This window comes from Microbacterium sp. NPDC055910 (assembly GCF_042271185.1).
Lineage (GTDB): Bacteria > Actinomycetota > Actinomycetes > Actinomycetales > Microbacteriaceae > Microbacterium.
In genome coordinates this window covers 64181-84397 of sequence record NZ_JBHJZS010000009.1, presented here as the reverse complement: position 1 = coordinate 84397, position 20217 = coordinate 64181, and the positions used below count along the sequence as shown (strand labels likewise).

The window sequence follows — 20217 nt, the reverse complement described above, 5'->3', positions numbered from 1 at the left end:
GGCATACTGAGCCGCACCGAGCTTCGCCTCCGATGATCACCAGCGTCCGCGCCTAAACGAGATGCTGTCGTCTACCGGTGGCCGCGAGCAGCGTCGTCAAGGGCGACCGCACCTTCTGATCGAGAATGGGAGGCCAAACAGCCGCCCGAGCGATCTCGTCGAAGCTCGCTTCGGCGCTGCAGGCAAACGCAGTCTTGCCTGGAAATGTCGCCGGCGTCAGCGCCGTCGGCGCCGCCGTTGATGACCTCAGTCGAATGCGCGCCAGGGTCAGGCGCACGGTTCGTACGGCGGTGTCTGCAGTGACGTGGCCGTGAGAGCCCAGATCACGTCGCCGCCATCCGAGTACGAGAGGAAGAGCGCCGCACCCGCATCGCCGGGAACCTTCAGGTAGAGACGGTCGCCGACGCCTGGGATCTCGACCGCGTCCGGGTACGCCGCGCGCGCATCCTCGACGCTCGAGCCGATTCCGATCCCCTCAGGCGTGATCGGGCCCGCGGCCGCGGCTTCATCGGAGGGGGCGGACACCGCGACCAGAACGACCGGCGCGTCATCGTCGCCATCGGTTTCGCGCTGGACCACCAGGCTGTATCCGTCGCGGGGCGCCGAGCCGACCCATTCACACCCGGGTGTCGTCGCAAATTCGGGGATCGCCGCAGTCGCCGAGGAGAACGGCTCGCCGACGCGAATTCCTTCGATCTCATCGGGGCCTGCCGTTGCGGCCGGCGAGGATGCCGTCGGCGTCGCGCTGATGCCCACCGGATCGGTCGGCCCTGTCGTGGCCGGTGTCGCGCACGCGGTGAGCGAGACGGCAAGAATTACGGCGACGAATGCTGCGGCGGATCGAGTGCGAATGGACATGGCCTGCTCCTTCATCTCGGTCCGAGCGACGCTACGCCCGCGTCCCGCCGTCTCCCGCGCATACCCACGGAATTCCCAGGGCGACCGCGCTCGGAACGTATGGACGGTGGCCGTTATCGGTGTGTTAGCGAAGCACCGACGTTCTAGATAGACGCCCGGCCCGCCCCGTCAGCGATCGGTGCGCCACCGCCGTGCACGAACGGCGATGGCGCACTCCCTCAGAGTCGGATCGTCAGTGACGGATCGTCATCTTATTCGCGAACTCGTCGATACCGTAGGGGCCGAGCTCGCGGCCGAAGCCGCTTCGCTTAATTCCACCGAACGGCAGATCTGCTTGAGATCCGCCGGCTTGGTTGACGTACACCATTCCCGCGTCGATGCGCGAGCCCACTTCGCGCGCACGGTCACGGTCGTTGCTGAACACGCTCGAGCCGAGTCCGAAGCCGGTGTCGTTGGCGAGGTCGATGGCTTCCTCGACGTTCACGGCCGAGAACAGAACGAAGACGGGCCCGAAGATCTCCTCGGCGTACGCAGCGGTGCCAGGCTCAACGCCGGTAAGCACTGCTGGTGTCATCATCGCGCTCGCACCGTCAATCAGATCACCACCGGTGTGCAGTGTGGCGCCGTCTTCTACGGCCTGCCGCACCTGAGCGACGACGTCCTCCGCTGCTTTCCGCGAGGATAGCGGCGCGAGCATCGTGGCGGGATCGTCGGGGTCACCGACCGTGTACCGCTCGACCTGGGCGACGACCGAAGTGAGCATCTCGTCGTAGAGCTCGTCGAGCACGATGACGCGCTTGGGCGCGTTGCACGCCTGGCCGGCGTTGCTCAGACGCGACTCGACGATCGTGGCCGCCGTGTCAGCGACGCTGTCGGTATCGAGCACGACGAGGGGATCCGAGCCGCCCAGCTCGAGTACGACCTTTTTGAGGTGTCGCCCCGCGGCCTCGGCGACGGCCCTGCCCGCGCGCTCGCTTCCGGTCAGCGAGACACCCTGCACCGCCGGGTGGGCGATGACCCGCTCCACCTGTGACGTATCGATGAAGACGTTCCGATAAGCGCCCTCAGGAACGCCCGCCTCACGCAGGACGTCCGCGATCGCGAGCGCCGTCTCGGGGCAGTTGGATGCGTGCTTGAGCACCATCGTGTTTCCCAGCACGAGGTTGGGCGCGACGAAACGGGCGACCTGGTAGGCGGGGTAGTTCCACGGCATGATGCCGAGGATGACGCCCGTCGGGAGGCGTCGGATCGTCGCCTTCCCGCCGACGATCTCCAACTCCTCGTCGGCAAGGAGATCGTCGGCCCTGTCGGCGTAATAGGTAAAGATCGACACGACGGTCTCGATCTCGCCGCGGCCTTCCGTAGGACGCTTGCCCATCTCCCGCGTCATGGTTCGCACGAGCTCGTCGCTGCGCGCGGCGAACACCTCGGCCACGCGCCGCGTGATAGCGGCGCGTTCGGCGACTGTGAGTTCGCGCCAGGAGCGGAACGCGTCCGCTGCCGTCTCGATCTCGTTGTCGAGCTCTGCGTCACTCAAGGTGGGGTACTCGCTCAGCGTCTCCCCGGTCGCGGGGTTCACAACTCTATACATGTCAGTCTCCTTGGTCGATGTGGTTTCGGCGGTGCGGGCGCGACTACAGCAACTCGCGCTTGCGCAGATTGGACACGAACTCCCAGATGCCGATCTCCCATCGCGGAGCGTTCTGGGCATGCATGACGGTGTTCACCAGAGTTCCAAGCGACGGGTTCGAGATACTGACGACGTCGCCCAGCTCGTGCGTGAACCCGGCACCGGGCGCGTGTCGATCCTGTGTGGGGGCGAACAGCGTTCCCGTGAACAGCACGAAGCCGTCAGGGTACTGGTGATGGTCGCCCCATGCGTGCTGGATCAGACTCTCCGGGTCACGGCTAATGTTGCGCATCGAGCTGTATCCGTCGAGCACGAACCCGTCAGGTCCGTCGACTCTCAGTCGGACGTCGAGACCGCGCACGGTATCCATGTCGAACTGTTCATCGAAGACGCGGACGAAGGGACCGATCGCGCACGAAGCGTTGTTGTCCTTCGCCTCGGTGAGTAGAAGCGCGCTGCGACCCTCGAAATCGCGCAGGTTTACGTCGTTGCCCAGGGCCGCACCGATCGCCACACCGTCACCGCGCACGACGAGCACGACTTCGGGCTCCGGGTTGTTCCACGTCGATTCGGCGTGGACCCCGACGGCATGGCCGGAGCCGATCGCCGATAGGACGGGCGCTTTCGTGAAGATTTCCGGGTCGGGGCCGATGCCGACCTCGAGGTACTGCGACCACAGCCCCTCCGCCTGCAACAGCTGCTTCACCTTCGCAGCCTCAGCGGATCCCGGCCGGATCGTCGAGATGGCACCACCGATGGTTTCAACGAGCTGGTCACGGATGCTGTCGGCACGGGCAGCATCACCGCCCGCGCGCTCCTCGATGACGCGCTCGAGCATCGACTCGACAAAGGTGACCCCCGCAGCCTTCACGACCTGCAGGTCGATGGGAGCGAGGAGCCGCACGTCGGCTGCGGTCGGATGCTGCGGGTCGAAGTCGAGCGCTGAGTCGAGACTCCATCGCTTACGGCGGGCGTCGGAACGCGCACTGCGCAGCAGCGTGGGAAGATCGGGTTCCGCGAACAGGACAGTCGTCGTCGGCCCGAGGTCGGTGATATCGACGAGCTGGTCGCCATCCACGACGACCAGACTCGCGCCCGCTGCTTCGGCAGAATGGACGCGCCCGACAAGGAGGGCGTCCGCGTCGGCGGGCAGCACGTCATGTGCGCGCAGTCGAGTGCTCATTTCGCACCTCGCTGCTCTTGGACGGCCGACCCGGCGTCAACGATGCCGGGCTCACCGCCCTCATACCACGCGAAGAACTCCCAGAACTCTCCGTTGGGGCCGTCAAAGTAGATGCACCGGGCGTTCCATGGATAGTCGCGGGGCTCGGCCGAGAAGTGCACGCCCCGACCGCGGTACTCCTCGTAGATGCGGTCGATCTCGGCTGGCGATTCCACCTCGCAGGCCAGCATGACTGTGCGTCCGGGCCCGGCGGCAGCGTGCCCTGGGACACCCGTGGTCTTCTCGAGCTGGCCACTTTCCCACAGGGCGAGAATCACACCGGGTCCCTGGAAGTCGGCGAAGCCGGGCATGCGGCTACGCAGCGTGAACCCGAGCGTCTCGACATAGAAGGCGATGCTTCCGTCAAGATCGGGGGTGATCAGGCAGATGTCGGTGATGGTCGGGCGGCGGTGCGCGCCACCGCTATTGGCCAGCAGGCTCATGGGGGGTCCAATCGTTCTCGTGGGGGAACATCCAGCGGGTCGGCATCAGGGCATCCGCACCGACCATCACGACGTCACCGCGGTCATCGACCATGACGTCGGCGTTCGGCGCGTAGGTGCCCATCAGCTCACGGCACACGCCGCACGGGTTGGTGACGACGATGTCGCCGGCGTCGTTCTTGCAGACCGCCACCATGGTGCGCAGGTCACCCGCGCCCGCCATCTCGGCGTTCGCGATCGCCGATGATTCGGCGCACACGTTGACACGCCGGGACCCGATGTGCAGACCGAGGTAGACGTTGCCGTCGTCGGCGCGCACAGCGGCAGCGACCTGGTGGATGTCGGGGTCGTGCCGGGCAATGAGCAACTGTTTGGCCGCGTCGTACAATTCGACCTCAGATGCGTCTGGGACACGGGTCATCATGCCTCCTCGAGCTTGGGGGTGGCGATGCGCATGCCACCCGACTTGGACGTCCTGGCGAGCACGACGAGTCCGATGAACGCCACCACGTAGGGCAGCATCTGTGCGAACTGCGGAGGCATGATCGATTCGTCAACGAGAATCGAGGTGGCCGTGGCCATCCCGAAGAGCACGCACATGAGCGTGAGCAGGCCGACCCGGCCGCGGCAGAAGATCACCGCCGCCAGCGCGACGAAGCCCAGCCCACTCGTCATCCCCTCGGTGAATAGCGACAGCTGGCCCATGCTCAGCTGCACCCCCGCGAGCGCGCACAGCATGAAGCACCAGACCTGTGCGAGGACGCGCATGAGGGTGACGTTGCCTCCCGCAGACTCAAGCGCCTCCGGGTGCTCGCCCGCGGCCTTGAGATGGCGCGCGATGATCGTATAGCGGGCCGCCAGGGCGAGGCCGATCACGATGACCCAGCTGATATAGGTCAGCACCGTGTGCCCGGACAGGATGGCACCCACGATCGGCACGCCGTCGAGACCGGGAACCGTGATCTTCGCCAGCGACGGGATGGCCGTGTCACTCAGCGTCCCCTTCACTCCATAGAAGCTGCGCAGCATGTAGACGGTCGCGCCCGCGGCGAAGATGTTCAGCACGATGCCGGCCACGAACACATTGACCTTGAAGACCGACACGAGGATTCCGAACAAAGCTCCGGCAACCGCGCCGAGCAGCACCGTGAGCGTCACGGCGAGGAGGGCATCGCCTGTCGCCAAACCGATCACGACACCGAAGAACGCGCCGAAGAGCATGGCGCCTTCGAGCCCGACGTTCAGGTCCTTCGTCCATGAGGTCAGAAGGCACCCGAGTGCTGCGAGCAGGATCGGCGTGACGAACCGGACACCGGAGGACAGGAACGCGTCCAGGATCTCCATGCTCAACGCTCCTTTCGCGTCGTCAGACGCGTGAACAGGTCGGAGACCCGGGCGAACAGCCCCGCACGCGCCGCGACGACGATGATGATGATGGCGATCAGCACACTGGAGAGCTCGGACGGAACGAGCGAGACCTGCTCTATCCCGCGTGCCGTCGAACGCATGATGCTGTAGATGCCGACCCAGATGATCGTCGGGATCGGGCGAGCTCGGGCGACGAGGGCGATGAGTACGGCATCCCATCCGATGCCAGCGCCGATCTCGGTCCAGTAGCGTCCCTGAGACGCGGTGACCAGCATGGAGCCAGCGACGGCGGCGAGCGCGCCGCTCATCACCATGGAGCGGATCTGCGATCGGACCGTACTCACTCCCGACGCTGCGGCGAAGCCGGGGGCGTTTCCCGTCATGCGCCAGCGGTAGCCGGTCACGCTGCGTTCGCTCAGCCACCAGGCGAAAACAGCGATGGCGAGCACGACGATCACGCCCCATGTCAGCCCCGTGCGCGGGATCAGCTCGGAGAACATCGCCGTGTCGTGCACGCGCTCGGTCGTGCCGCTCTGGCGCGAGGGATCGCGCAAAGGACCGGTTACGAGGTACGCACAGAACAGGATCACGATGTAGTTGGACAGCAGGCTCGAGACGACCTCGTCCACGTTCCACTTCGCCCGCAGCCAGCCGAGTCCGCCGGCGATGAGACCGCCGGCGACTGCCGCGGCGAGGGTGGTGAGGGCGAGGTGGAGCGGGGAGAACATCGGCCCGATGTAGGCGCCCACGAGGGCTGCGGCCATAGCACCGGCGAACACCTGACCTTCGGCACCCAGGTTGAACATGCCCGACCGGAAGGCCAGCGAGACACCGAGGGCCGCGACCACGAGAGGAAGCCCCCACGCGAATGTGCGCGCCACGGCGTTCAGCGAGCCGAGCGAGTAGTCGAAGCCCGCCGCGATCGTCGGCAGAGCGGCGTACCCCTGGGCTTGGATAAGCACGACAGCTGCGACGACAGCGATGACGAGCACGAATGCTCCGTTGCGCACCGAGCGGAGCGTGTGAGCCGTGGCGCGCTTGGACTGCGCGATGATGATGGACGTCGTCGTGGCCGTCATGATTCACCCCTGATTCCGAGTCCGACCATGTGCACCCCGAGTTGTTCACGGGAAGTGGTGGTCGCCTCTTCCTCGGCGGCGATGCGTCCGTCGTACATCACGAGGATGCGATCGCTCAGCCGAAGCAGTTCGTCGAGGTCCGCTGAGATGAGCAGAACGGCGCATCCATTGGCCGCGGCCTCGACGATGCGGGAGTAGATGAAATCGATCGCCCCGAGGTCGACCCCGCGCGTCGGCTGAGCAAGAACGAGCAGCTTCGGACTCTCTTCCAGCTCGCGCGCGATCACGATCTTCTGTTGGTTTCCGCCCGAGAGATACGCGCATCGCGTGTCGATCGACGCAGTGCGGATCCGGTGGCGATCCACCATCTCCTTGGCCCATTCGCGGGTGCTCTTGGGCAATGCGTTCACGAGCCACGGCCCGCGCAGGACACGGCGGATCTTGCCCGCTGCGAGCCCTTCGAGGACGGATCCATTCATCGGGATCCCCTCACGCTGGCGGTCTTCGGGCACGAAGGCGATCCCTCGATCGCGTCGACGCGCGAGGGAGAGTCCGGTGAGCTCGGTCCCGTCGAGCAGGATGTGTCCACCGGCGGGCTGGATCGCACCGACGAGCGCCTCGGCGAGCGCGGTCTGGCCGTTGCCTTCGACACCGGCGATGCCCACGATTTCACCCGGACGGACCGTGAAGCTCACGTCTTCAAGGGCCGCGTCGTGCGTGGCCTTCTCGGTCGTGAGCCCGCTGACATCGAGCACGGGGGTCTCTGCGATGTGGTGCACGCGTTGAACGCGACCGAGGTTCACATCGCTGCGTCCCGTCATCGCCGCCACGACCTGTTCCGTGTCGGTCTCGGCCGCGAGGAAGGACTCGACGGTCCGGCCCTGCCGCAGCACGGTGATCCGATCGGCGACCTCGAACACCTCGCGCAGCTTGTGTGAGATGAAGACGATCGCCGCATTCTCTTCGGATGCCAGCCGCCGCAGCAGCGCGAACAGTTCGGTCGTCTCGGCGGGGGTGAGGACGGCGGTCGGCTCATCGAGGACGATGATCTGTGCTCCGCGGTAGAGCACCTTCATGATCTCGAGCTTCTGCTGCGTCGCCACACTCAGGTCTCCGACGATTGCCTGCGGATCGACGGTGACCCCCAGACGCTTCGCGACGGGGGCGATCGCCTCGGCCGCCGCTCGGGCGCTGTATCCGCCACCGCGCGATGGCTCCGCGCCGAGGACCACGTTCTCGGCGACCGTGAACGACGGCACGAGCATGAAGTGCTGGTGCACCATGCCGACCCCGGCACGGATCGCGTCGCTCGGGCGATGGAAGGCAACCTCTTTGCCCTTGAGTCGCACAGCGCCCGTGTCAGCGCGATACATCCCGAAGAGGATGCGCATGAGCGTCGTCTTTCCGGCACCGTTCTCTCCGACGAGCGCGTGGATCTCGCCGGCATAGAGCGTGAGGTCGACCCGATCGTTGGCGAGCACGTCGCCGAAGCGCTTGGAGATGTTGCGCAGCTCCAGGACCGGGGCTGCCACGGGGGCTTTGTCAGTCATTGATCGTCACATCGCCCGCGATGATCGACTCCTGCAACGTCTCGAGCGCAGCGATGTTGTCAGCTCCGAGGATCGCCTCGTCGTAGGCCATGTCCCAGCCGCCCTCGGCGAAACCGAACTCGACAACGTCTCCGCCGTTCAGCGCACCATCGATGTACTGCTGGGTCAGGTCGAGGATGACACTGTCGACGCCCATGATGAGGCTTCCCGGAACCTTGCCGGGTGCCAGCGACGACTTGTCTGCCACCACGCCGATGGGTGCGATGTCGACACCCGACTTGGCGGCGTCGAAAACGCCCGAGCCGGACAGTCCGGCGTAGGCGAACATGCCGAACGCCCCGCGCGTCGACGCCAGCGACGAGGCGATCTCGGATCCCTTCGACGGGTCGACGAAGCTGCCGACATACTGCGACGCGACCGACTGCGCGGAGTCGACGTGCGTGACGCCCTGCGTGTAGCCCGACTCACAGTTCTCGACCACGGGCGCATTGACGCCCCCGATGAAGCCGGCAACCGTCGAGCCGTTGTCGGCGTTGACTGTCGCGGCGAGCGCACCCGCCATGAAACAGCCTTCCTGAGTGTGGAACACTGCCGACACGACATCCTCGCTTCCCGCGTCGCCGTCGATGAAGACGAACTGGGTCTCGGGATTTGCCGTAGCCGCGTCGATCATTGCGTCGATGGCCTCGAAGCCGAGCACGTAGACGATGTCGTTTCGGTCCGCGGCATCCTGGAGCAGGGGTGCGAAATTCTGTGCCTGCAGCTGCCCTTCATACGTCGTGACCCGCGCATCGAAGTCGCTCTCGAGGGAAGACTGCGCCAGCGCCGCCTGGTCGAAGAAGTCACCGTCACCGAAGGCGTTGTCGACGAAGATCCCGACGTTGAGCGCATCCTCTGCGCCACCCTGTCCGGACGTATTGGGCGCCTGGCCCCCACAGCCGGCGAGGACGAGCGTCGCAGCACCGACGAGTGTGAGCGTGGCGAGCGATCGGGTTCCGATGCGCGAAGCGTTGGTGATCACAGGATTTCCCTCCATTGGGTTGTGAAGAACGGGTTCTCGAAACCGAGCAGCCTAGGCTTCTTCACTCGATCAGCATTCATATTATGATACTATTCTTGTCAGATCAACCAGTGCTTTCACCGCTGCGACGACGCACCCATGCTTCTCACCGAGAAGCACCGTTCGCAGACACGAGCTGCAAGCGGAAGGGGCGCGCATGAGTCAGCGCATCGTCGTCACCGATCACGCGTTCGCGGATACGCATCACGAGCAGGCAGCGGCACGCATCGCCGGTGCGTCGTTCTGCGAGTACGCCGCCAAGACCGAGGAATCTGCGGGGGAGGCAGTCGTCGACGCGGATGTCGCGCTCGTCAACTTCGCACCGATGACCCGGGGCGTGCTGGAGACGATGCGCCCGGGCAGCACTGTCATCCGCTACGGCGTCGGCGTCGACAACGTCGATCTGGTCGCCGCCGCGGAGTTAGGCATCCGCGTCGCCAACGTGCCGGACTACGGCGTCGAGACCGTGGCCGACCACGCGGCGGCATCGCTGGTGGCGCTCGCCCGTCGACTGCCTCTCTACGATCGTGCCCTGCGCTCGGACGGATGGGTGACGCCCACCGGGCTCGGTCCTGTGCGGAGCCTTCGCCAGCACACCATCGGTTATCTCGGGTTCGGTCGCATCGCTCAGGCGGTACATCGCCGCCTGCAGGCGTTCGGCGTCCGCTCCGTCGCCTACGACCCCTTCTGCCCCGACGAGGTGCTCGCCGCCGCCAGTGTCGAGCGCGTCGATCTCGACGAGTTGTCGCACCGAGCAACCGCGCTCACGCTGCACGCGCCACTGACGCCCGAGACGTCGAATGTCATCGACGCCGCGTTTCTGTCCCGGATGCCGGAGGGCGCGCTCCTCGTCAACACGGCCCGCGGCGGGCTCGTCGACGAAGAGGCACTGGGTGCCGCTCTCGAATCCGGCCACCTCGCGGGTGCGCTGCTCGATGTCACACGTGCCGAGCCGCTGCCTGCAGATTCGCCGCTGCGCGACGTGCCACGATTGGTCATCACGCCGCACGCCGCGTTCTACGACGAGGAGTCGCTCGATAATCTTCAGCGTCTGGCGAGTGAAGAGGCCCTCCGGGCTCTCAACGGCGATGCCCTGCGCTGCCAGGTCGCTTGACCTAACGAGGAGACGACGACGATGATGCCTGCGCCCGCAACCGCGCTGTCCGATGCGACCACCGAGCGGCGTCCGCTGTCCGAGCAGGTCGCCGATGCGGTGACGGCGCACATCCTCGAGAAGAACCTCCGGCCGGGCGACCAACTGCCCACCGAGCCGGAGCTGACCGAGGCATTCGGTGTGAGTCGCACCGTCATCCGCGAAGCCGGGCGCACTCTCGTGGCACGCGGTGTCGTCAGCATCCGCCCGCGCCGAGGCATGCAGGTCGCCCAGTTCGATCAGCGCAATCTCTCCCGTCAAGTAGCGCTCATGCTGCGCCTCGGCGGTGGCACGTTCCCGCAACTCATGGAGATGCGGCGAGCACTCGAACCTGAGATGGCTGCGCACGCCGCGCTGCGCCGCACCGACGCAGAACTCGATGAACTGTTCGAGCTCGTCGAGTTCATCGAGGTGGTGCACGAGGGCGAGAGCGCGAATACCGCGGCGCACGTCGCCGCCGACCTGGGCTTCCATTCCGTCATCGCCCGGGCGACGGGCAACCCGTTCTTCGCGCACATGTCGCTGCCGATCAACGAGATCCTCGCCGCGACCTATCTGCGCAGTCCGGGGTACTCGCCGGAGCGATCGAAGACCCACGAAGAGCACAGACTCATCGCCGAGGCCATCGCCGCAAGCGATGCCCCGACAGCGCGCGAACTGACGATCGCGCACATCAACCGCGTCACGGCCGCGGCCGAGGCGCTCGCCCCGCACATCGACTTCTCAGGAGCGCAATGAGTATCGACGCCCATCCCTTCGACCTCGGCAACGCGCACGTGCTGGTCACCGGCGGAAGCCGCGGCCTCGGGAGTGCCATCGCGCACGCGGTCGCACGCGCCGGAGGTCGTGTGACGATCGTCGCGCGCAATTCCGAGCAGGCAGCCGGAACGGTCAACGCGATCACGGCCGAAGGCGGTGCGGCGCAGGCGGTCCCCGCCGACGTCGGCGAGCTCGACCGCATCGACGCACTCGTTGAGGAGATCTCACGAATCGCGCCGATCGACGCCGTGGTGCACGCCGCTGGCATCCAGCTGCGGAAGCCTGCTGTGGACGTCACCCCGGCCGAATTCCTGCGGATCCAGGCGGTGAACCTGCACGCGCCGTACTTCCTGAGCACGGCGATCGCCCGGCAGCAGATCGCGGGAGCGCGGGGCGGTTCCCACATCTTCATCGGCTCGCTGAACTCGAGCATCGGTCTGCCGAACATCTCGCCGTACGTGGTGTCCAAGACCGGCCTGGTGGGCATGGCCCGCGCGTTCTCGACGGAATGGTCGGTACACGGCATCCGATCCAACGTCATCGGCCCGGGGTACTTCGCCACGGAGATGACCGAGGGGCTGCTCCAGAACCCCGCAGACCATGACCGCATCATGGGCAGGATCCCCATGCGCCGACTGGGAGATCCCACCGACATAGGACACGCGTGTGTGTTCCTCCTCTCCCCCGCGTCGCAGTACATCTCGGGCACAGTTCTCAACGTTGACGGCGGATGGCTGGCATCATGACGACAGGCGACAGCTCTCTCGAGCAGAATGTCGACGAGGCAGTGTCCCGCGTCGCCGCAGCATCCGACCGGTGGACACTGTATGGGTACGTCGAGCGTGCGCGCGTGATCCGCGCCATCGCCGACGAGCTCGATGCTGCAGCCGCGAACCTCACCGCGATCGCCCAGGAGGAGACTCGCCTGGCCCTGCCTCGGCTGGCCGGCGAACTCACACGGACAACCTTCCAGCTGCGTCTGTTCGCGGACGTGGCCGAGGAGGGTGGTTTCCTCGACGCGCGTATCGACCGCGCGGATCCGCAGTGGCAGATGGGTGCACCTCGACCGGACCTGCGACGCATGCTCGTGCCGATTGGACCGGTGCTTGTGTTTGCCGGCAGCAACTTCCCGTTCGCGTTCTCGGTGGCCGGCGGCGACACCGCCGCAGCCCTCGCGGCGGGCAATGCCGTGCTCGTCAAGGCGCACTCGGGGCATCCCCGACTCTCCGACGCGACCGCTGCGGCGATCGCGCGAGCCGTGGAGCGCGTCGGAGCGCCCGCGGATCTGGTCACCGTCATCCACGGCACCCAGCGCGGCGTCGAAGCGCTACGTCATCCACTCATCAAGGCGGCATCCTTCACGGGCTCGATCGCGGGCGGACGGGCACTGTTCGACATCGCCAACGCGCGCCCTGTACCGATCCCCTTCTATGGAGAGCTCGGGAGCGTGAACCCGGCCTTCGTCGCACCCGCAGCGGCGCGCAGCCGGACAGCTGAGATCGCCGAGGGCTATGTCGCGTCCGTCACCGGCAGCCAAGGACAGCTATGCACCAAGCCGGGGATGCTCGTGGTGCCCACTGGCTCCGACATCATCGATGCACTGCGCGAAGCCACCGCTCCTGTGGGTGGACCCTTGCTCAACGACCGGATTCTGAAGGGATACGTCGAGGGCCTCCACGAGCTCCAGGCGCGCGACGGGGTGAACCCCCTGCGCGAGGCTGACACGAGCCTGACGGAGCCGAGACTCACCTTGCTGCACGCGGATATCGAAGACGTGCTCAAGAACCCCGACGGGACGGTGACCGAGGTTTTCGGCCCGTTCGGCTTGATCGTCAGCTACTCCGATCCGGCACGATTGCGAGACCTCACGATGGCTCTCGAAGGCCAGCTGACAGCGACGCTGGTAGCCGACGACGACGCCGAAGACCTCGCGATCGCCCGTGAGCTCGTCCCCCTCCTGACGCAGAAGGCCGGCCGCGTGCTGTGGAACCAGTGGCCGACCGGAGTGTCCGTCACCCATGCACAGCAGCACGGCGGACCATACCCGGCCACGACGGCCTCGACCACGACGGCCGTCGGGACCGCCTCGATCAGCCGCTTTCTGCGCCCCGTGGCGTTCCAGAACTTCCCCGCCGTGCTCTTGCCCGAGCCACTGCAGGACGCCAATCCGCTAGGAATTCCGCAGGACGTCAACGGTTGATGACGATGACTTCGCACGCAGACCCCTAGCGTGAAATCGGCATGCACGACCCACGCGCCATCTCGACGACGGTGCTGTCACCCATGGCCGAAGCCCAAGTGATCCTCAACTCCACCTGAGGCGATTCGACGATAATGTGAAAGTCAGGCCGCTTCAAGAAGGTGCGTGTTCAGTGCCGGGCCCACAGTGTTTGCGGCAGTCGACACCGACTTCGGCGGGCCCAGCACGTTCGGTTCTGCTGCGTGTGTTTCAGAACGCAGTCACTGGCGTTCCAACGACTCGACGGCCTCGACACGGCGTGGCTCCGCTCCGAAACCGGTCTGCCTCAAGTGACCGCCACGCTCGAATTGGGTTGCCGGGACCGCGAGCATTCGGGTGAGGAGACCGTAGACGATCGCCCCCTCAGGCCACTGGGTTACAACGCGGCCGGATTTCGAGCGGAAGTAGCTCTGGCCTTGCGTGAAGCTGGTCTTGGCCATCCGCCTCTGGAGCGCGTCGTTGAACACGTCGTGATATCGCGCTTTCACTGTGGCTGAGGTGAAGCCCTTTCTCGCCATCCGCTGAAGAATTCGGGCGATGTAATCGGCTTGGCGTTCAAGGTTGTAGACGATGGCATAGAAGTTCGTGTTGGGCCCGTACATCATGAAGAAGTTCGGAAAGCCCGGAACCGCGATACCCAAGAAGGCCTGCGGGTCGTCGCCCCACACCTCGTGGATATCCCGACCGCTTTCGCCGAGTACCGTCATCCCCAGCAAGAACTCGGCCGGGCGGAATCCGGTCGCGGTGACGACGATGTCGACGGGGTGACGCTCGCCGCCAGAGTCGATTACGCCGTCCTCGTACAGTCCGGCGACCGCTCGCGGGACTACTCGGACGTTGTCCCGCTGGAGTGCGGGAAGATACTCGTTGCTTCGGACCGGTCGCTTGGCAAGGTAGGCCCCCGTCGGAGTAAGGAGCGCGCGCAGCTCCGCGTCTGCCACCGAGCGCTCGAGGTGCAGGGTGCATCGCTCGACGGCTATGCGGTCGGCGCGCGAACCCGGCCGCACGACTCTGCCGCCGAACCAGTTCTTCTCCTGGTTCCAGAAGAGTCGCGCGCGCTCCCGCCGATAACCTCGCCCGGAGTTGAGCCGGCGGCGCTGCTCCGGGGTGAACGTGCTTCGTTCCTTCATGTCTACCCACGCTGGCTGTCGCTGAAAGAGCGTGAGCGTGCCGGCAGCCGGCGCGAGCGCGGGAACGACCTGGGCGGCAGAGGATCCGGTGCCGATCACGGCGATCCGCTTGCCCTGCCAACGCACGCCGTGGTCCCACCGCGCGGTGTGGATGACCGGCCCCGCGAAGAGGTCTCGCCCCGACAGGCGAGGTTCGGACGGCACGTTGAGCAGCCCCACCGACGAAACGACCGCGGCGAACCGCCATTCGCGCCCGTCCTCCGCGCGGACGTGCTGGCTCTGGGATGCTTCATCCCACTCCACCCGCACGATGCGGGTGCGAAGCGTCAAGTGCTCCCGCAGCCTCCAATCGTCGGCGGTCTCCTCGAGATAACCGAGCAACTCCGTTTGCGTCGCGAAGGGTCGGGACCAGTCGTGCTGCTTGAACGAGTACGAGTACATGTGGGACGGAGTGTCCACCTCGGCCCCAGGGTAGGTGTTGTGGAACCACGTACCGCCGATGCCGTCACCGGCCTCGAAGATCGTGAAGTCCGTGATCCCGCTGCGAAGCAGCCGAACCCCCATAGCGATCCCGGCGAAACCCGCTCCGATGATCGCGACCGACGGCTTGCCGGGTGCTCTGTTGGTGCGTTTGGGCATCCGAATCCCCTTACAGGACCTTGGCGAGAAAGGCTCTGGTGCGAGCGTGGGCGGCATCCTGGTTGAGGGCCGATGCGGGGCCGTCCTCCACGAGAAGGCCGTCTTCCATAAAAAGGAAGCGATCGCACACCTCGCGCGCGAATCCCACCTCGTGGGTGACGATGATGCTGGTCATCCCATCGCGCACGAGCTCACGAATCACCTGCAGGACCTCGTTCACCATCTCGGGATCGAGCGCGCTCGTAGGCTCATCGAAGAGAAGCGCCTCCGGCCGCATGGCCAGCGCCCGTGCGATGGCGACACGCTGTTGCTGGCCGCCCGAGAGCTGGGCAGGGAAGCTCCGGGCTTTCTCCGCCAGGCCGACACGATCGAGAAGGGCGAGAGCCTCGGCCTTCGCGATCGAGCGGGCTCGCTTCTGAACCTGAACAGGCCCCTCCGTGAGGTTCTCGAGAACCGTCATGTGGGGAAAGAGATTGAACTGCTGGAACACCATGCCCAGACGTTGCCGCTGCCGCGCCTCGGTCTTGTCGTGGAGTTCTCTGATTCCATTCCCGTGCATGCGGTAGCCCATGAGATCGCCTCCGAGGAAGACTGCTCCTTCATCGGGACGCTCGAGCATGTTGAGGCATCTGAGCAGAGTGCTCTTCCCACTTCCAGATGGGCCAAGGATGCAGAGAGCCTCTCCCTGAGCTACCTCAAAGCTGACTGATCGAAGGACCTGATGGGAGCCGAAAGACTTGGAGATGTTCAACGCGGCGATGAGGGGAACGGTCATCACCTCACCGCCCTTCGGTCGCGGCTGAGCGCTCGCTCCAGGTGGTATTGCCCATAGGAGAGCACGCTGACGAAGACCGCGTACCAGATCGTCGCCACCAAGAGCAGCGGAACGATGTCGTAGGTGCGGTTGTAAATCGTCTGCACCGAGTACAGCAGGTCGGGCACCGAGATGAATGCCGCGAGCGACGTTGCCTTCAGGAGATTGATCGTGTCATTACTGATCGGCGGGATCGCGATGCGCATCGCCTGAGGCAGCACGATGCGGAAGAACATGAGGGGCTTGGTCATGCCAATGGCAGCCGCCGCCTCACGCTGGCCGGCTGGGACAGCGAGGAGCGATGCCCGGATCACCTCCGACGTGTACGCAGCCTGCTGGAAGCCGAATGCGAAGACCGCCGCCCAGAATCCGCTGACCACCGTCGAGGTGTCGATCGCCCACCACTCCGGCCCGAACGGAACTCCGATCGCGATGCGGGGGTAAATGATCGCGATGTTGAACCAGAGGATGAGCAGCACGAGCAGCGGGATCGACCGAAAGAACCAGACATAGATGCCTGATATCGCGCGCAGGACGGGGTTAGCCGACAGACGCATGTTCGCCAGGATCACCGATGCGACGAGTGCCAAGCTCATCGACAGCACAGTCAGCAGAAGAGTGTTGCCGATGCCCTGCATCACGCTCGGCGCGAACAGGTACTCCCACACGACGGGCCAACCGAGAGCTGGGCGCATGACGAAATCGATGATCGCTACGACGGCGACGAGAAGCACAAGGCCAGCCATCGAGTTGCGCACGATATGGCTGTGCTGCTCGTGCGGGGCAGCACCCAGGCTGTTGGCCCGCACGCGCCACACGGCTTCGGAGTCGGGGGCGGTCATGAGCGAACTACTCATTGCGTCACCAGGTGCGACTCTTCGATCATCATGCCGGAAGTGCCGTATACGTCGAAGATCGCGGCATAGGCTCCGTCGGCGATCATCTCGTTGAACGCGTCGACGAGCTTCGGGCCCCAGGCGCTGCCCTTGGGCACCGCGAAGCCGATCTCCAGCTCCAGGTAGCGTGGGCCTGTGATGGTCCACTTATCCGGGTTCTCAGCAGTCTGATAGGCCATCGAGCTCAGCGTTGCCGTCGCCGTGTCGACCTGCCCACTCTGCGTGGCGAGGTCGGCGCTTGCCCAATCAGGAAAAGTCTTGATCTCGATCGCCTCCTCGCCCGCTTTGACGCACTTCGCCGACTGCTCCTCCAGAGACTGGATGGGGCTCGACGATGCCGGGAGCCCGATGCTCAGCCCGCACAGCGCCATCATGTCGTCAGCGATTTCAGGGTTGCCGGCCTTGACCTGAAATCCGTAGGCGTCCTGCAACGCAATAGCGAAGTCGAACTTCTCGAGCCGCTCCGGTGTCGCGTCAGCGCCGGGGACGAAGATGTACTTTTCGCTCTCGAGGCCGAGCAGCGAGTTCTCCCACGTCGTGCGCTCGTTCTCGATCGTCACCCCGAGATACGGCGCGAGAGCCGACGAAAGGTCAGGCAGCATGCCGATCAGTGCGTCAGTGTCGTCCGTGTAGGCCCACGGCGGCACACCGGTCTGCTGCGGGATGACGAACGTCTCCCCTTCGACCGTCGAATCGGTCGATGCCGCCGGGTCTGTAGCGGACGAGCACCCGGCCAGGCTGAGGACGACGGCACCGACAACGGCGCCCGTAACAAGTGCGTGCTGTATGCGATGAGTAGGACGCATGCGGACTCCTGCGGGTGATGGTGAGTATTGGTTGTGAGCGATGTTACGGAAGGCGGGCCACCAAAGTACCGTGCAAGCGCACACAATGTTTACGAGAATGGTGGGTACATGCAACGATTTACCACGATCGAAACAGGCTAGAAAAATCGGCGAAACGGGAGTGGCGTGGAGACGCTGGACCGACTGGTGACCAACCTTCGCGGCATGGTGACGCTCTTGGGCGAGTCGAGGGCGCCGGCTCTCGCAATCAGGGCATGCAGCATCGTCGAGGCGCATGACGAAGGCGTGCCCCGGCTGGATCGTTCCGATGAGGTCGTCCTGCTCATCGGGCAGACCTCCGAGCACCTCGCGAGCGGATTAGAAGACCTCGCGGCGTCTCGCCCCGCGCTCGTGATGGCGAAGTCTTCGGATGCTGCGGACCTCGAGCACTTCGCCGAAGCAGCCGGTATTGCTCACGTAGCACGGGTGAACGCCGATGTCCCCTGGGGTCAACTTCACGGGCTGGTAGAGAGGATGATCGCGTCGGCTCCTGAAGCCGACACGGCCCCGCCCGACGGCACGCCAGAGCGGCCGCAGGCCGGTGATCTCTTCGCGATAGCGAACTCGCTCGCTGATCAGGTTAACGGGTACGTCTCCATCGACGACATGCAGAGCCGAGTCCTGGCGTTCTCGCCGCTCGACGAGCATGCCGACCAGCTGCGTCGTGATTCCATCCTCGGACGCGGCGCTCCACCTGGGCATCGCGAGCAGCTGCGGGCCCAGGGCGTGTGGGATCAGTTGAGCCGGCCGGGACGGGTCTTGGAGTTCGGGCGAGACGGTGAGATCCAGCCCCGGCTGGCCGCGGGCATCATCGACGAGCGCACGCAGAGGCATCTCGGCACCATATGGGTGCAACAGGGAGCGACGCAGTTCGCGCCGCGGGCCCGTCAGATCCTCGCAGCAGGTGCTGCTCTCGCCGCCAGGGCAATCGCACGCGCCGACCGCGTCGAGTCTCGCGATTCGGAGACCCTTCTGCAGTTGCTCGGACTGCGGCGGAGCACAGAGTCCCGTCGAACGCTCGCCGCCATCCTCGGCCTCGAGGAGTCGCGAACATGGATGCTGGTCGCGTTCGCGCTCGCATCGGACGAGATACCCGCCGAGCCCTTCGCCGCCTCGACCGCCGCGGTGATCGCTCTCCATGCGGCCGTGATCCGACAGAAGGCCCAGGTGGCCATCGCACAGTCCATCGCGTACGTACTCATCCCCGATCCTCCCCCCGCGTCCACGATCCTCCCATGGGCTGAGCGCACCTCCGGTGCCCTGAGTTCACAGCTGAAGGTGAGCATGCGGTGCGCAATGGGACCCTCGGTCGAGAGCCCGCGCGAGTTGCCCGTCGCACGCGAAACCGTCGAAGCGATGCTGAAGAACTCCTCCGTCGAGGGAACGAGCGGGGTAACGACTTATGAATCCAAGAGAGCGCATCTACAGGTGTCGCGAGCTGTGCGAACCCTCTGGGAACGGGGCGTGCTCACCGGAGCGGCGGTCGAGGCTATCCTCGCCAGTCCGTACGTAGATGGCCGCGAGTTGCTTCGCACGATCGACGTGTACTTCCGTGAGGGCAAGAGCCCGCAACGCGCATCGCGTGCTCTGCATCTGCATCCGAACACGCTGCGGCAGCGACTCAAGCGCGTCGAGCGAGTCACCGGGATGAGCCTCGAAGACGATCAGGAACGCCTCCTGCTCGAGCTCGAAGTACGTGCTCATGCGGAGGGCCTAACGAGAGACGCGCCGTAGCGCGTCTCTCGAGGCAGGCACGCCGGTCAGCTGCGGGTTCCGGCCGGTTCAGCGAGGCGGGTGCGCGGTCTCATCGACGGGGCAATGCGCGACGGTCTATGGCATGAAACAAGACGGATGCTGTGGGCCCGGAGCGGGCGGGCGCCAAGCACGAATTGGGCGGCCTTGCCTGCACCGCAGGCGTGCGATCTGAGCCTACTCGGTTGCAACTTCGACCATCATCTCGACGGCTTGGATCATGCTGTATCGGTCCCGCAGAGTATCGAGGATCTCCTCAACAGTGAGTGCCGCACCGTAGCGGCCGTAACGGCTCGCGATCTCCTGCACCGCGGCGAGCGCGTGCCGCGGGTTGAGGGCGACCGTGTTCTTCGCGAACTCGCGCGCACTGAGCACTTGGATGGTCGGTGGAATCTTGTCTGCGGGGAAGTCTCTGAGGTTCTCCGTGACGATCGCGCCGGCTCCTGCAATGACGGCCGCGGCGACCACGTGCTCGTCGTCCGGGTCGGGAAGCCCGAACGTGCCCTCCAGCGGTTCCCAGCCTTCGACCTCGGCGTCGATGAACTCGCGGCGCATCGCGGCAATGAGGGTCGCCGCGCGTTCAGCAGCCTCGACTGTGGGGATCCCCCGCTTCGTGAGCTTGGCCGCTTCGTGATACTCGAGCTCTTCGAGGATCACCGCACTCCAGGTTGGCCGATACGCACCCTCAACCGCGAGGGAGAGCAGGAAGTCACGTTGCAGGCTCGGCCACAGCACGTTGGTGTCGAGGGTCGCCGTGAACACGACCCCCATCCTGTCAGG

General features: G+C 65.5%; 19 protein-coding genes. 5 read left to right on the top strand and 14 right to left on the bottom strand.

Annotation, left to right across the window (positions count from 1 at the left end; all coding sequences use genetic code 11):
* Window positions 1-267: 267 nt before the first annotated feature.
* From ACFC3F_RS06465 to ACFC3F_RS06425, 9 genes are all read right to left on the bottom strand, one after another.
* Window positions 268-858 carry a hypothetical protein gene (locus tag ACFC3F_RS06465; RefSeq protein WP_376127761.1) on the bottom strand — a complete coding sequence of 197 codons (591 nt, stop codon included), beginning with the start codon at window positions 856-858 and terminating at the stop codon, window positions 268-270.
* Window positions 859-1090: 232 nt separating this feature from the next.
* Window positions 1091-2449 carry an NAD-dependent succinate-semialdehyde dehydrogenase gene (locus ACFC3F_RS06460; RefSeq protein WP_376127760.1) on the bottom strand — a complete coding sequence of 453 codons (1359 nt, stop codon included), beginning with the start codon at window positions 2447-2449 and terminating at the stop codon, window positions 1091-1093.
* Between the two features lie 43 nt (window positions 2450-2492).
* Window positions 2493-3671: a fumarylacetoacetate hydrolase family protein gene (locus ACFC3F_RS06455; RefSeq protein ID WP_376127759.1), complete on the bottom strand. Its 1179-nt coding sequence runs from the start codon at window positions 3669-3671 to the stop codon at window positions 2493-2495.
* The gene (locus ACFC3F_RS06450; RefSeq protein WP_376127757.1) at window positions 3668-4153 is read right to left on the bottom strand and encodes a VOC family protein; all 486 of its coding nucleotides are present in this window, start codon (window positions 4151-4153) and stop codon (window positions 3668-3670) included. The genes ACFC3F_RS06455 and ACFC3F_RS06450 overlap by 4 nt, the downstream gene beginning before the upstream one ends.
* Entirely contained in the window at window positions 4134-4574 is a 441-nt protein-coding gene (locus tag ACFC3F_RS06445) for a hypothetical protein (RefSeq protein ID WP_376127756.1), read from the bottom strand. Before ACFC3F_RS06445 ends, ACFC3F_RS06450 begins: the two co-directional genes overlap by 20 nt.
* Window positions 4574-5497: an ABC transporter permease gene (locus ACFC3F_RS06440; protein WP_376127754.1), complete on the bottom strand. Its 924-nt coding sequence runs from the start codon at window positions 5495-5497 to the stop codon at window positions 4574-4576. Before ACFC3F_RS06440 ends, ACFC3F_RS06445 begins: the two co-directional genes overlap by 1 nt.
* A 2-nt stretch (window positions 5498-5499) precedes the next feature.
* Entirely contained in the window at window positions 5500-6600 is a 1101-nt protein-coding gene (locus ACFC3F_RS06435; RefSeq protein WP_376127752.1) for an ABC transporter permease, read from the bottom strand.
* A complete protein-coding gene (locus tag ACFC3F_RS06430; RefSeq protein ID WP_376127751.1) occupies window positions 6597-8150 on the bottom strand; it encodes an ABC transporter ATP-binding protein in 1554 nt (517 codons plus the stop codon). The genes ACFC3F_RS06435 and ACFC3F_RS06430 overlap by 4 nt, the downstream gene beginning before the upstream one ends.
* Entirely contained in the window at window positions 8143-9171 is a 1029-nt protein-coding gene (locus ACFC3F_RS06425; protein WP_376127750.1) for a BMP family protein, read from the bottom strand. Before ACFC3F_RS06425 ends, ACFC3F_RS06430 begins: the two co-directional genes overlap by 8 nt.
* A gap of 196 nt (window positions 9172-9367) precedes the next feature.
* Here ACFC3F_RS06425 and ACFC3F_RS06420 point away from each other — a divergent pair, with 196 nt between their 5' ends.
* The 4 genes from ACFC3F_RS06420 to ACFC3F_RS06405 are packed head-to-tail and all read left to right on the top strand — an operon-like array spanning window position 9368 to window position 13322.
* Entirely contained in the window at window positions 9368-10324 is a 957-nt protein-coding gene (locus ACFC3F_RS06420) for a C-terminal binding protein (RefSeq protein ID WP_376127749.1), read from the top strand.
* Between the two features lie 21 nt (window positions 10325-10345).
* On the top strand, window positions 10346-11101 hold the full coding sequence (locus ACFC3F_RS06415) for a FadR/GntR family transcriptional regulator (RefSeq protein WP_376127748.1): 756 nt from the start codon (window positions 10346-10348) through the stop codon (window positions 11099-11101).
* Window positions 11098-11868 (top strand): SDR family NAD(P)-dependent oxidoreductase, encoded by a 771-nt coding sequence (locus ACFC3F_RS06410; protein WP_376127746.1) that lies wholly within the window; start codon window positions 11098-11100, stop codon window positions 11866-11868. Before ACFC3F_RS06415 ends, ACFC3F_RS06410 begins: the two co-directional genes overlap by 4 nt.
* Window positions 11865-13322 carry an aldehyde dehydrogenase family protein gene (locus tag ACFC3F_RS06405; protein ID WP_376127744.1) on the top strand — a complete coding sequence of 486 codons (1458 nt, stop codon included), beginning with the start codon at window positions 11865-11867 and terminating at the stop codon, window positions 13320-13322. Before ACFC3F_RS06410 ends, ACFC3F_RS06405 begins: the two co-directional genes overlap by 4 nt.
* A gap of 260 nt (window positions 13323-13582) precedes the next feature.
* Here ACFC3F_RS06405 and ACFC3F_RS06400 read toward each other — a convergent pair whose 3' ends face one another.
* The 4 genes from ACFC3F_RS06400 to ACFC3F_RS06385 are packed head-to-tail and all read right to left on the bottom strand — an operon-like array spanning window position 13583 to window position 17991.
* On the bottom strand, window positions 13583-15130 hold the full coding sequence (locus ACFC3F_RS06400; protein ID WP_376127742.1) for a flavin-containing monooxygenase: 1548 nt from the start codon (window positions 15128-15130) through the stop codon (window positions 13583-13585).
* 10 nt (window positions 15131-15140) lie between these two features.
* Entirely contained in the window at window positions 15141-15905 is a 765-nt protein-coding gene (locus tag ACFC3F_RS06395; RefSeq protein WP_376127778.1) for an amino acid ABC transporter ATP-binding protein, read from the bottom strand.
* Window positions 15905-16786 (bottom strand): amino acid ABC transporter permease, encoded by an 882-nt coding sequence (locus ACFC3F_RS06390; protein WP_376127740.1) that lies wholly within the window; start codon window positions 16784-16786, stop codon window positions 15905-15907. The genes ACFC3F_RS06395 and ACFC3F_RS06390 overlap by 1 nt, the downstream gene beginning before the upstream one ends.
* 11 nt (window positions 16787-16797) lie before the next feature.
* Window positions 16798-17991 carry a transporter substrate-binding domain-containing protein gene (locus tag ACFC3F_RS06385; protein WP_376127738.1) on the bottom strand — a complete coding sequence of 398 codons (1194 nt, stop codon included), beginning with the start codon at window positions 17989-17991 and terminating at the stop codon, window positions 16798-16800.
* Window positions 17992-18111: 120 nt separating this feature from the next.
* Here ACFC3F_RS06385 and ACFC3F_RS06380 point away from each other — a divergent pair, with 120 nt between their 5' ends.
* Window positions 18112-19419: a PucR family transcriptional regulator gene (locus ACFC3F_RS06380; protein ID WP_376127736.1), complete on the top strand. Its 1308-nt coding sequence runs from the start codon at window positions 18112-18114 to the stop codon at window positions 19417-19419.
* A gap of 195 nt (window positions 19420-19614) precedes the next feature.
* Here ACFC3F_RS06380 and ACFC3F_RS06375 read toward each other — a convergent pair whose 3' ends face one another.
* The gene (locus ACFC3F_RS06375; RefSeq protein ID WP_376127734.1) at window positions 19615-20208 is read right to left on the bottom strand and encodes a PIN domain-containing protein; all 594 of its coding nucleotides are present in this window, start codon (window positions 20206-20208) and stop codon (window positions 19615-19617) included.
* Between the last annotated feature and the right edge of the window lie 9 nt (window positions 20209-20217).